We start from the raw sequence: 13347 nt of genomic DNA, 5'->3' as shown, positions 1-13347 counted from the left end.
TCATATAATTAAGTCGAAACCTCGACATTTGAGGCGCAAACCTTGTAGGAAGTATCAACTATTCAGTATAATAATAAAATGGGAATTCAAGTGCATGGATTTCGTTTGAAAGGAGTTACCTGATTGCGATGAATGAGGAACAACGCTTAGCTAATCAACAAGTCAATCAACCAAAAAAAGAAGACAAGCCTGAAAAGGATTATAGTAAATATTTTGAGAGGGTCTTTACAGCTCCATCCTTAAAAGATGCTAAAAAACGTGGGAAAGAAGATGTGAAGTATCATAAGGATTTTAGCATTGCAGAAGAGTTCGCAGGAATGGGCAAAGATCGCACCTTCTATATTCGTACTTATGGCTGCCAAATGAATGAGCATGACACAGAAGTAATGGCCGGGATTTTTATGCAGCTAGGCTACACACCAACAGAGGTGATTGAAGAGGCTGACGTTGTCTTGCTAAATACATGTGCTATTCGTGAAAATGCAGAAAACAAAGTATTTGGAGAACTTGGTTTCCTGCTGAAATATAAACGAAAAAACCCTGAGATGCTAATAGGGGTTTGTGGCTGTATGTCGCAAGAGGAATCTGTGGTTAATAAAATTTTAAGAAGCTACCCACATGTTGATATGGTGTTTGGTACACACAATATTCACCGTCTGCCAAACATTTTAAAAGAAGCCTACATGTCAAAAGAAATGGTCATAGAGGTTTGGTCTAAAGAAGGCGATGTCATTGAAAATCTGCCGAAGAAACGTCTTGGCTCCATTAAGGCTTGGGTTAATATTATGTATGGTTGCGATAAATTCTGTACGTATTGTATCGTTCCATATACACGTGGTAAAGAGCGCAGTCGCCGACCAGAGGAAATCATTGCTGAAGTTCGTGAGCTAGCGGCAGCGGGCTACAAAGAGATTATGTTATTGGGGCAAAATGTCAACGCTTACGGTAAAGATTTTGAGGATATTGATTATCGTCTTGGCGATTTAATGGATGAATTAAGAAAGATCGATATTCCGCGGATTCGATTTACAACGAGTCATCCACGTGACTTTGATGATCATTTAATCGAAGTTCTTGCAAAGCGTGGCAACTTAGTGGAGCATATCCATTTACCAGTACAATCTGGCTCGAATGACGTGCTAAAAATTATGGCGCGTAAATACACACGCGAGCATTTCCTTGGTTTAGTGGATAGAATTAAAGCGGCAATACCTGAAGTAACCTTAACAACAGATATTATCGTTGGCTATCCGAATGAAACAGAGGAACAGTTTGAGGAAACATTGTCCTTATACCGTGAAGTTGGCTTTGACGCAGCCTTTACGTATATTTATTCGCCGCGTGAAGGTACACCAGCTGCAAAAATGATTGACAATGTACCTGAAGAGGTGAAAAAAGAGCGTCTTCAACGTTTAAATGAAGTGGTGGGTGAATACTCTCGCAAAGCGTTAGAGCGTTTAAATGGTCAGGTTGTCGAAGTATTAGTTGAAGGCACAAGTAAACGACGCGACGATGTGTTAGCGGGCTATACGAGGAAAAATCGTTTAGTTAACTTCAAAGCACCAGCAGAAGTAATTGGTCAATTAGTGAAAGTAAAAATAACAGAGACTACATCCTATTCACTTACTGGTGAATTTGTGGAAGTCGTAAAAAATGAAAAGGTGGAAGCATAAATGACACAAGTCTTATATACAAAAGAAGATTTAATTAAAAAATCACATGAAATTGCACATATGATTGCAAATACGCCAGAGGTTGAATTTTTCAAAAAGGCAGAAGCGCAAATTAACGAAAATCAACAAGTACGTGAACGTATTGCAAGCTTAAAAAGCTTACAAAAACAAGCGGTTAATTTCCAACACCTAGGGAAAGAAAAAGCATTAAAAATGATTGAAGATAAAATTGCTAAAATCGAGGAAGAAATTAATGCCATCCCAGTTGTGCAACAATTTAAAGAATCACAAGGCGATGTGAATGATTTATTGCAACTTGTTTCAAATACGATCGCAAATAATGTTACAAATGAAATTATTCGCTCAACTGGTGGCGATGTTCTTCGTGGTGAAACGGGTTCATACGTAGAAAATAGTCAACCAGGTAGCTGCTCTTAACAGATTATAGAAATCAAAGCTCGAATGCTGTCATTCGAGCTTTTTTTACGTCTTCTTCTATTGAAGCATTCAGCTGCTATAATAGACCTCTCATCGAAAAGTTTTAAATGATCCATTTCATTCTCTAAAAATATATGTTCACCCAATGGGCGCTACCTGCATATGATGGAGTGAAAAGAGTCGAAGGAGGAATTGCGCTGAAACGTTTACGACAAATCGTGACGAAAGCAGTAGTTGCCAAAGGGAAGAAGAGAACGGAAGAACGTGTAACATTATCACCAACAAATAAACCGACAAGTATTTTAGGGTGCTGGGTAATCAATCACACTTGCTCTGCAAAAAGAGTCGGGAAATTTGTAGAAGTAACAGGGAAATTTGATGTCAATGTTTGGTATGCCTATAGTAATCATTCGAAAACAGCTGTGTTTTCTGAAACGATTCACTATAAAGACAAAGTGAAGCTTCACTATCGAGACGGTGAAATTAGCGTTGGTGATGATGTTCGTGTACGTGTGATACAAGAACCAAATTGTATTGAAGCGATTATCTCTCCATGTGGTACAAAGTTTGAAATTGTAGTGGAACGTGAAGTAGTTGTTGAGGTAATGGGTGAAACAACAATTTGTATTAGTGTCCATCCACTAGACTATGAAGAAGATTGGAGCCTTAATGATGAAAGTTCATCTTCATCCTCATCAAGCTCTAGTTCTAGCTCCTCTTCAAGTCCTGAAGGAGAAGGCAGGTATGTGTTAGAGTCTTCATCGTTTCCTGATGAACGACCAAGATAAGTCTAAAAAACATCATTTTTTGATACATGCGAAATGCTAGCATCTTAAAAAAGGTGAATAAAGCGTTTCGCATGTATCTTTTGTTATAATAAATATATCTATAAGGCAAGAGCGAGGTAAATAGTGATATGACAACATATACACCAATGATGCAACAGTATCTACAGGTAAAGGAAGATTACAAAGATGCCTTTTTATTTTTTAGATTAGGTGACTTTTATGAAATGTTTTTTGAGGACGCAATCAATGCCTCACAAATTTTAGAAATTACATTAACAAGCCGAGATGCAGGCGCAAAAGAGCGAATACCAATGTGCGGTGTGCCGCATCATTCGGCTAAAAATTATATTGAAACACTTGTGCAAAAAGGCTATAAAGTGGCTATTTGTGAACAAACAGAAGATCCAAAGCAAGCAAAAGGTGTGGTCAAACGTGAAGTTGTTCAGCTTATCACACCAGGAACAATTATGGAAGGGAAGGCTCTTGATGGTAAATCTAATCATTTTATTGGAGCGGCAGAGCAATTAGATGACACAACATTTGGCTATGCTTATTTAGATTTATCCACAGGTGAGGCAGTAGCATCTTCTATTGAAGGCGATGGAAAAGCCTTATTAATGCAAATGCAGGCTTACGGAATTCGAGAGCTGATTGTAACGGATAGTTTGCAGCTATTATTAGCAGAGCATGCCGTCAATGCCGGGATCGTACTTTCAATTGAAGTGAATGAAATGCCTATAGACAAAGCAGCAAGTTATCTAGAAGCTGTACCAAAACCGTTACAAATTGCGTGTCTTCGATTGTTAGCTTATATTGACCAAACGCAAATGAGGTCTTTATCACATATTCAGGCATTCACGTTTAATGAAATTAAAAATTATTTACGCATTGATTCAAGCTCAAAGCGCAATTTAGAGCTGATTCAATCGATTCGTGGTGGCGATCAAAAAGGTACACTCTTATGGCTATTAGATGACACCGTGACAGCGATGGGTGGGCGAAAATTAAAGCAATGGCTACACCAACCGCTTGCCACACGTTCAGCAATAGAGGCTAGACTAGCGATTGTTACGGATTTATTGGAAGAATATTTTGTACGAACAGAGCTTCAAGCATCCTTAAAACAAGTATATGATTTAGAGCGTTTGGCTGGTCGTGTTGCTTTTGGCAATGTGGGTGGACGAGATTTAGCCCAATTGCGTGATTCTTTACGCCAAGTGCCGACTATTCAACAGCAGTTGATGGGGTCAAATAAAGAAACATTACAGCAATTAGGTGCGGAACTTGATACATGCTCAGATGTCGAGGCATTATTAGCAAAAGCGATTACAGACAATCCCCCTATTACCATTAAAGAAGGGGATGTTATCCGTGACGGGTATAACGAACGCTTAGACGAACTTCGCTATGCCGCTCGTAATGGTAAGGATTGGATTGCCCAACTGGAACAAGAAGAACGTGTGAAAACGGGTATTAAAAATTTAAAAATAGGCTATAATCGCATTTTTGGTTACTATATAGAAATTACAAAATCAAATATTCATTTAGCAGATTTAACTCGCTATGAGCGAAAACAAACACTGGCGAATGCGGAACGCTATATTACACAGGAACTAAAAGAAAAAGAAGCATTGATTTTAAATGCTGAAGAAGAAAGCTTAACATTAGAGTACAACCTGTTTGTAGAAATTCGTGATGTATTAAAAGCTTATATTCCGCGTGTCCAAGCACTGGCTGCAAGCATTAGTGAATTGGATGTCTTACTAAGCTTTGCAAGCGTCTCAGAAAAATATCGATTTACGAAACCAGAATTTCATGGTGGACGTGCCCTTAAAATTATAGAAGGACGCCATCCTGTCGTTGAAAAAATGCTGAATAAGCAAATGTATGTACCAAACGATTGTGTGCTAGAAGAGCAGAATAATATGATGCTTATTACAGGGCCGAATATGTCTGGTAAAAGTACCTATATGCGTCAAGTAGCATTAATTGTTGTTATGGCACAAATGGGCTGTTATGTACCTGCTGAAAAAGCAAAGCTACCAATTACCGATCAAATTTTTACTCGGATTGGGGCGGCTGATGATTTAGCGGCAGGACAATCTACATTTATGGTGGAGATGCTTGAATCGCAACATGCTATTATGCATGCAACAAAAAATAGCTTAATGCTATTTGATGAAATTGGACGTGGAACATCGACCTATGATGGTATGAGCTTGGCACAATCAATGATGGAATATATTCATGACAAAATAGGAGCCAATACGTTATTTTCTACGCATTATCATGAATTGACAGCACTTGAAAAGGATTTGCCACGTTTACAAAATGTCCATGTTTCAGCCACTGAAAAAAATGGTACGGTCGTTTTCCTGCATAAGGTGAAAAAAGGAGCGGCTGATAAATCCTATGGTATACATGTGGCACAGCTTGCTCAATTACCTGAGGAAATTTTAGCTAGAGCACGTGTATTACTTGAGAACTTTGAGGCAGGGAAAGAAGTAGTTGCCGAAACACAGGTGATAGCTGAACAACCAATACAGATGTCTTTATTTACAGAAGACGAACCGATTTCCCCAGCCGAGACAAAGGTGCTAAAGAAATTAGAAAAGGTAAATATTCTAGGTACTTCACCGATGCAGGCAATGAATATTTTATATGAGCTACAGCAAGAGCTAGTGAACGCTAAAAAATAAAGGAGTGATACGTTAGTGGGAAACATACAAATTATGGACGAATGGCTATCCAATAAAATCGCAGCAGGAGAGGTAGTAGAGAGGCCAGCTTCTGTTGTCAAAGAGCTAGTGGAAAATGCTATTGATGCTGGGGGTACGTCCATTGATGTTTTTTTACTAGAAGCAGGTCTCACTTCTATTCAAGTAATAGATAATGGTAGCGGTATGGATGAAGAGGATGCACTAATGTCATTCTCTCGTCATGCTACTAGTAAAATTCATCAGGAACATGATTTATTTCGTATTCGAACACTTGGCTTCCGTGGTGAGGCTTTAGCATCCATTGCCTCTGTTTCTAAAATGACATTGATTACATCAAATGGTGAATCTGGAACACATTTAGAACTTGAAGGTGGACATATCCTCACTCATAAACCTGGTCCGTTACGTAAAGGGACTGATTTAACAGTCTCCCAGCTATTCTTTAATACACCTGCCCGTTTAAAATATATGAAAACCATTCAAACCGAACTAGGACATACAATAGACCTGATGAATCGCCTCGCACTTGGTAACCCACAAATAGCATTCAGATTATTGCATAATGGTCAACAACTACTGCAAACAAATGGCCGAGGAGATGTACAACAAGTGCTAGCAGCTATTTATGGAATACATAATGCGAAGAAAATGGTGTCATTCCAAGGCGAGTCACATGATTATCGAATTTCTGGCTTTGTATCCTTACCAGAGGTAACACGTGCTTCTAAAAATTATATGACTCTATTTGTTAATGGTCGTTGGGTCAAGCATTATTTAGTACAAAAGGCCATTGTGGATGCTTACCATACGTATTTACCTATCGAGCGCTTCCCAATAGTTGTTCTATATATAGAGGGTGATCCTTACTTAACAGACGTGAATGTGCATCCTGCAAAACATCAAATTCGTTTAAGTAAAGAGGCTGAGCTTTTGAAGTTAATAGAGGAAACCATTCGTGAAACAATACGCAACATTATTCGAGTCCCACAAATGGAAAAGAAAGAAAAAATAGTTAAACCAGCTACTGAGCAATTAAACATTTGGAAGCCTGCTCCGAAGATTGATGTGGAGAAAATGAATGCTATCGTAGAAAAATTATATGATGCCCAAACCATTCAAGAAAACAATCGTGAACAAATAGATGAGCCTAAGCCAATTTTTACGGTTCTAGAGGAAAGTTGGCAGCCTACACCACAAATAGAGGCTGAAACAATTGATGAAGTAACAATAGCTGCACAGTCGGAAATATTGGAAGAGATGCCTACGAAGGAACCCTTTCCTGAACTCGAAGTAGTGGGACAAATCCATGGCACATACATTGTCGCACAAATGGAGGATGGTTTTTATTTAATTGATCAGCATGCTGCTCAGGAACGTATTAAATACGAATTCTTCCGTGAAAAAGTCGGTCAAGTTAATCCTCATGAACGTCAGGCATTATTGTTACCACTAACATTCCATTATGCAGCCGATGAAGCACTGATCTTACGAGAACACAGGCATGAATTAGAAGCTGTAGGCGTATTTTTAGAGGAATTTGGACAGTCATCTTTTGTTGTACGTGAGCATCCGAGTTGGTTCCCACAAGGGGAGGAACAGGAAATCATTGAGGATTTAATTGAACAGGTGTTGACAACTAAAAAGGCTGATATCAAAAAACTACGTGAGGCAGCCGCAATTATGATGAGCTGTAAAAAGTCAATCAAAGCCAATCATTATTTAACAAAAGAGCAAATGGAAACATTGCTACGAGATTTACGCAATGCAGATAATCCATTTACATGCCCACACGGACGTCCAGTGCTTATTCACTTTACATCATATGAAGTGGAAAAAATGTTTAAACGGGTTATGTAAGGGAGAGGGGGAAAATGGATGGGTGAATTTATTTTAGCGATTGATCAAGGAACGACAAGTTCAAGAGCCATTTTATTTGATAAAAAAGGTCAAATTGTTCATGTAGCACAAAAAGAATTTCAACAAATTTTTCCAAAGGCTGGCTGGGTAGAGCATAATGCCAATGAAATATGGGGTTCTATCTTGTCCGTTATTGCGGCGGTATTAACCGAAAGTGGCCATGAAGCAAGTGAGGTTCATGCGATCGGCATTACCAATCAGCGCGAAACAACAGTGGTGTGGGATAAACACACAGGTCAGCCGATTTACAATGCGATTGTCTGGCAATCACGCCAAACACAGGACATTGTGAATACCTTAAAAGAACAAGGACAGGAAGAACATTTTCAGCAAAAGACAGGGCTTCGCTTAGATGCTTATTTTTCAGCGACAAAAATTAAATGGATCTTAGATAATGTTGAAGGCGCTCGTGAAAAGGCAGACAATGGGGATTTATTATTTGGGACGATTGATACATGGCTTGTTTGGCGATTATCAAAGGGAAAGGCTCATGTGACCGATTACTCAAATGCAGCTCGAACAATGCTCTACAATATTCATGAATTGAAGTGGGATGAGGAACTTTGTGAGCTTTTAGCTATCCCAATGTCCATGCTTCCAGAAGTGAGAAATTCATCAGAAATATATACAGAAACGGCTCCAAGTATATTTTTTGGAGAAAAAATTCCGATAGCTGGAATTGCGGGTGATCAGCAAGCCGCACTTTTTGGACAAACTTGTTTTACCAAAGGAATGGCTAAAAACACGTATGGCACTGGCTGCTTTATGCTATTAAATACAGGAGAGCAGGCAGTGACATCGGAAAATGGTTTATTGACAACCATTGCGTGGGGAATTGATGGGACAGTGACCTATGCATTGGAAGGTAGTGTATTTGTAGCAGGATCAGCTATTCAATGGCTACGCGATGGACTTAGGATGATTCGTACAGCAGAGGATTCTGAATCCTATGCTAGAAAAGTAGATCATACCGATGGGGTTTATGTTGTCCCTGCCTTTGTTGGACTCGGTACACCTTACTGGGATACAGATGCACGTGGCGCCATTTTTGGGTTAACACGTGGAACATCAAAAGAACATTTTATTCGAGCAACACTAGAATCATTAGCCTATCAAACGAAAGATGTACTAGATGCAATGGAAGAAGCAGCAGGTACTCCGATTGAAGTACTCCGTGTAGATGGTGGAGCTGTCAAAAATCAATTTTTAATGCAGTTCCAAAGTGATGTTTTACAGCTACAAGTAGAGCTAGCAAAACTGAATGAGTCAACAGCACTCGGTGCAGCCTATTTAGCGGGGCTGGCGACAAGCTTCTGGCCAAACCAAGAGGCTTTATCTGCATTATGGGTGAGTGGGGAAACCTATCAACCTCACATGGATGAAGAACAAGCCACAGCTCTGTATACAGGATGGCAGAAGGCTGTAGAGGCAACACGAATTTTTAAATCATAGCTATTGGGGGAGAAAGGTATGTTTTCATTTGAGCAGCGACCAAAAATTTTATATTATCTAGAGCACTATAGCTTTGACGTATTAGTCATTGGTGGTGGTATAACAGGTGCAGGAATTGCATTAGATGCCGCATCAAGAGGCCTTTCTGTCGCATTAATTGATATGCAGGATTTTTCAGCTGGTACGTCGAGCCGTTCAACCAAATTGATTCACGGTGGTCTACGTTATTTAAAGCAATTTGATGTAGGCGTTGTAGCTGAAGTAGGGCGAGAGCGTGAAATTGTTTATGATAATGCTGTACATGTCACAACGCCTGAAAAAATGCTATTACCTTTATATAAAAAGGGATCACTCGGTCCCTTCACAACATCTATGGCATTAAAGGTCTATGACCGCTTGGCAGGCGTCAAAAAACATGAACGTAGAACGATGTTAAATGCTCAGGAAACCCTGGCATTAGAGCCTTTACTTAATCAAGATGGCTTAGTCGGTGGTGGCTACTATGTAGAATACCGTACAGATGATGCTCGTCTAACAATTGAAGTATTAAAAAAGGCTGTAGAATATGGAGCGCTTTGCCTCAATTATGCTGAAATGACGGAATTTATCTACGAAAAGAAAAAGCTTGTTGGCATTAAAGTGAGGGATCATGTGACGGGGAAAATGCTCAATGTCCATGCCGCACAAATTGTGAATGCAACGGGGCCATGGGTTGATGACGTACGACAAAAAGATAAAGTTGCAGATAACAAGCAATTACGTCTAACAAAGGGCGTACATATTGTCTTCAATCAAAAGGATTTTCCGCTAAAGCAAGCGGTTTATTTTGATATGGCTGATGGTCGTATGGCCTTTGCTATTCCACGAGATGGCAAAACCTATGTAGGGACTACGGATACTGTCTATGAAGGTAACCCTGTACATCCAGTGGCAACACAGCAAGATGTGGATTATCTAATTGAGGCTGCTAAAAAGGTCTTTCCAACTGCTACTATCACAAGGAACACAATTGAATCCTCTTGGGCAGGCGTCCGACCTCTGATTTATGAAAAAGGTAAGGATCCATCAGAAATTTCAAGGAAAGATGAAATTTGGACAGCGCCAAGTGGTTTAATGACGATTGCGGGTGGCAAGCTTACGGGCTATCGCCAAATGGCTGAAACGATTGTAGATAAAATTGTAAAGACTCGTCGCTACAAGCATGCAAGTGCCTGTTTAACACGCGAGCTTGCACTTTCTGGTGCAAAGGGAATCAACGCTATTAATTTCCATGACTATATTGCCTATAAAGCACGTGAAGGCGTACAATATGGCTTAAATTATGATGAAGCCAAGCATCTCGTACAAAAGTATGGTACGAATGTAGATGCCTTATTTGATCGGGTGAAATTTTTACATGAACATGGTAGTACAATGCCTCTTGCTTTACATGCGATGCTACTGTATGGCATTGAAGCCGAAATGGTCTATACACCAAGCGACTTCTTTATCCGTCGGACTGGTTTATTATACTTCGATATTGAAGCAGTAAAGCTTTATAAACAGCAAGTGATTCAGGTGATGCAACAACGCTTAAATTATACAGAGGAGCAAAAAAATAGATATATTGCTGAATTAGAGCAAGCCATTAACGATGCAACAAATTTTGCGAAAGAAGGGGAGTAAGGGATGGAGCGTTATATTCAAATGTCGGATGAACAATTTGTCTTCACGCGAACATTGGAGCCTTCAACGCCATGTATTGGACATATTCACATTTTGCATGGCATGGCAGAGCACAGCGGTCGCTATTTACCATTTGCGAAAACACTCAACGCAGCAGGCTATGTTGTGACGATGCACGATCACCGTGGGCATGGTGAAACGGCAGCCTATAATGGGACATTGGGCTTTTTTGCTGAAGAAAACGGCTTTGAGCGTGTTGTAAAAGATGCTCATGAAGTGATTACACAACTTCACGTACCATACGCGAATGTACCATTTATTCTCTTTGGCCATAGTATGGGTTCTTTCATTACTAGACGCTATATTCAATTATACGGAGAGCAAGTAGATAATGTTATTCTCTGTGGCACTGGAAATGTGACTGCCTTGCATGCTGTAGGAAACCTAATAGCCAAGGCTTTAGCTAAGGGACTAGGCAAAGAAACTGAAAGTAAGCTGTTAAATCAATTGAGCTTTGGTAGCTTTAATAAGCAATTTACCAATCCGAGGACTGCCTATGATTGGTTATGCTCAGTACAACAAGAGGTGCAAAAGTATATCGATGATCCCTATTGTGGCTTTATTCCAACAAACCAATTTTTCGTGGATTTGACAACTGGCTTTGCCACACTAAATCGTAAAAAAGAAATAGTAAAAGTAAGAAAAGACCTCCCTATTCTCTTGATTAGTGGCAGTAAAGATCCAGTAGGTGAGCAGGGGCTAGGTGTTTATAAAGTTGCTGAACAGTTAGCAGCGGTGGGTATAGAGGATGTAACAGTTTATTTATTCGAGGATAAACGGCATGAAATTTTAAATGAAGACAATCAAGAAGCGGTCTTTCAAGTTTTATTACGGTGGTTAGAAAAATATGATAGAAACTAAATTGCAGCAGGCAGAGGTCGTAGCAATAGTGGGGCCGACTGCCTCTGGTAAAACGGCATTAAGCATTGAACTAGCAAAAAAATATAATGGTGAAGTCATTAATGGTGACTCCATGCAAGTTTATAAAGGGCTCGATATTGGGACAGCTAAAATTACCGAAGAAGAGATGGAGGGTGTCCCTCATCATTTACTAAGCTTTTTAGAGCCTACAGAATCTTTTTCGGTAGCAGATTATCAAAGATTAGTACGTGCGAAGATCGCGGAAATTCAATCTCGTCAAAAATTACCTATAATAGTAGGAGGCTCTGGCTTATATGTACAAGCTGTCCTCTATGATTTCCAATTTACTGATGAAAAAGTAGATAAAGAAGCACGAAAAGCCTACTATGAGGAATTAGCAAAGCTTGGCCCAGAGGCAATGCATGACAAATTAAAACAACTAGACCCTCAAACAGCGGAGACAATCCATCCAAACAATACACGTCGTGTGATTCGTGCATTAGAAATGCTGGAATTAAGCGGTGTATCAAAAGCAGCGGAAGCGCAAAATCGAGGGGAAGTACCCCTTTACGACCATGTTATTTTAGGGCTAGGTCAAAACATGTCCCGTGACGTGCTATATGACCGTATTAATCGTCGTGTTGATTTAATGGTGGAAAATGGTCTTCTGCAAGAGGTGAAGGGATTATGGCAGCAGAATATCCGTGGAGTGCAGTCTATACAAGCCATCGGGTATAAAGAATTATATGATTATTTAGATGGCAAATGTACCCTAGAGGAAGCCCTTGATTGCTTAAAACAAAATTCCCGTCGCTATGCAAAAAGACAGCTTACTTATTTCCGTAATAAAATGGATGTCCATTTTATTACGCCGGATGATCGATTATAAGAATAAAGAAAAATTTCTAAAAATTACTAATTGATAAATTGGTAGAACGTGCTACTATAGGTATGAAGAGGTAGAAAGTTAGTAGGGAGGCTATTTGATGAAATCAATCAATTTGCAAGATACGTTCTTGAACCAACTACGTAAAAACAGTGTTTTTGTAACTGTATTTCTGTTAAACGGATTTCAGTTAAAAGGGACTGTGAAATCATATGATAATTTTACAGTATTACTACTTGATGCTGAAAATAAGCAGCACCTAATCTACAAGCATGCCATTTCTACATTCGTACCAGCAAAACAAATAGAGTTTTTAGAGACAGAAGTATAATAAGTTTGTTAAACAGTTAGTGTTCTCACACTGGCTGTTTTTTTTGCTACAAGCTATAATGATAGTGGAATTTGATATTTTGGAGGACAAAGTTTATGAAAACAATGGAAACAACACAATTATTAGATCTGTTAGATGCAAATGAGGACCTATATATTATCGATGTACGTGAAGAGGATGAAGTAGCACATGGCATGATCCCAGGTGCTCAACATATTGCACTCGGAACTATCCCTGAACGTTTAGAGGAATTAGATGTACAAAAGCCATATATTATTGTATGTAAGGCTGGAGCTCGTTCTGCCAATGCGTGTGCTTACTTAGAAGCACAAGGATTTGATGTAACAAACCTTGAAGGCGGCATGCTGGCTTATGATGGAGAATTAGAATTTAAATAAAATGTGAGTAAAAAGAAAGAGTTTCTTATCTTGGAATGACAACTTTCACCCCAATTAAAATTAATAGACCAGACATATTATATGAACTGCACCCCGTCAAGTAGACAGTTGAAATAATAAAAAATGTATTAAGCGGCTTGAGTCCTGAATTCTAACGG

General features: G+C 39.3%; 11 protein-coding genes. All 11 read left to right on the top strand.

Annotated features, from left to right (window positions below; all coding sequences use genetic code 11):
* The first annotated feature begins 128 nt into the window (after positions 1-128).
* The 11 genes from miaB to EW028_RS18025 all read left to right on the top strand — a co-directional run bounded on the left by miaB (position 129) and on the right by EW028_RS18025 (position 13189).
* Positions 129-1673 carry a tRNA (N6-isopentenyl adenosine(37)-C2)-methylthiotransferase MiaB gene (miaB, locus tag EW028_RS18075; RefSeq protein ID WP_048391476.1) on the top strand — a complete coding sequence of 515 codons (1545 nt, stop codon included), beginning with the start codon at positions 129-131 and terminating at the stop codon, positions 1671-1673.
* Positions 1674-2111, top strand: a complete 438-nt coding sequence (locus EW028_RS18070; RefSeq protein WP_048391473.1) for a YlbF/YmcA family competence regulator — start codon at positions 1674-1676, stop codon at positions 2109-2111. It begins immediately after the preceding gene.
* Positions 2112-2245: 134 nt separating this feature from the next.
* Positions 2246-2899: an outer spore coat protein CotE gene (gene cotE, locus EW028_RS18065; RefSeq protein ID WP_175400709.1), complete on the top strand. Its 654-nt coding sequence runs from the start codon at positions 2246-2248 to the stop codon at positions 2897-2899.
* Positions 2900-3027: 128 nt separating this feature from the next.
* Positions 3028-5598, top strand: a complete 2571-nt coding sequence (mutS, locus tag EW028_RS18060) for a DNA mismatch repair protein MutS (RefSeq protein ID WP_131521833.1) — start codon at positions 3028-3030, stop codon at positions 5596-5598.
* A 15-nt stretch (positions 5599-5613) separates the two neighbouring features.
* Entirely contained in the window at positions 5614-7476 is a 1863-nt protein-coding gene (gene mutL / locus EW028_RS18055) for a DNA mismatch repair endonuclease MutL (protein WP_131521832.1), read from the top strand.
* An 18-nt stretch (positions 7477-7494) separates the two neighbouring features.
* Entirely contained in the window at positions 7495-8988 is a 1494-nt protein-coding gene (gene glpK, locus EW028_RS18050) for a glycerol kinase GlpK (RefSeq protein ID WP_054550562.1), read from the top strand.
* An 18-nt stretch (positions 8989-9006) separates the two neighbouring features.
* Entirely contained in the window at positions 9007-10653 is a 1647-nt protein-coding gene (locus EW028_RS18045; protein ID WP_131521831.1) for a glycerol-3-phosphate dehydrogenase/oxidase, read from the top strand.
* Positions 10654-10656: 3 nt separating this feature from the next.
* Positions 10657-11574 (top strand): alpha/beta fold hydrolase, encoded by a 918-nt coding sequence (locus tag EW028_RS18040; RefSeq protein ID WP_131521830.1) that lies wholly within the window; start codon positions 10657-10659, stop codon positions 11572-11574.
* Positions 11561-12463: a tRNA (adenosine(37)-N6)-dimethylallyltransferase MiaA gene (miaA, locus tag EW028_RS18035; RefSeq protein WP_131521829.1), complete on the top strand. Its 903-nt coding sequence runs from the start codon at positions 11561-11563 to the stop codon at positions 12461-12463. The genes EW028_RS18040 and miaA overlap by 14 nt, the downstream gene beginning before the upstream one ends.
* Positions 12464-12560: 97 nt before the next feature.
* On the top strand, positions 12561-12791 hold the full coding sequence (gene hfq, locus EW028_RS18030; protein ID WP_004225825.1) for an RNA chaperone Hfq: 231 nt from the start codon (positions 12561-12563) through the stop codon (positions 12789-12791).
* A 95-nt stretch (positions 12792-12886) separates the two neighbouring features.
* A complete protein-coding gene (locus tag EW028_RS18025; protein ID WP_131521828.1) occupies positions 12887-13189 on the top strand; it encodes a rhodanese-like domain-containing protein in 303 nt (100 codons plus the stop codon).
* Positions 13190-13347 lie beyond the last annotated feature (158 nt).

The organism is Lysinibacillus sp. OL1 (assembly GCF_004332175.1).
In the GTDB taxonomy this organism is placed as follows: domain Bacteria; phylum Bacillota; class Bacilli; order Bacillales_A; family Planococcaceae; genus Lysinibacillus; species Lysinibacillus capsici.
This window is presented reverse-complemented; position numbering and strand designations above follow the sequence as displayed.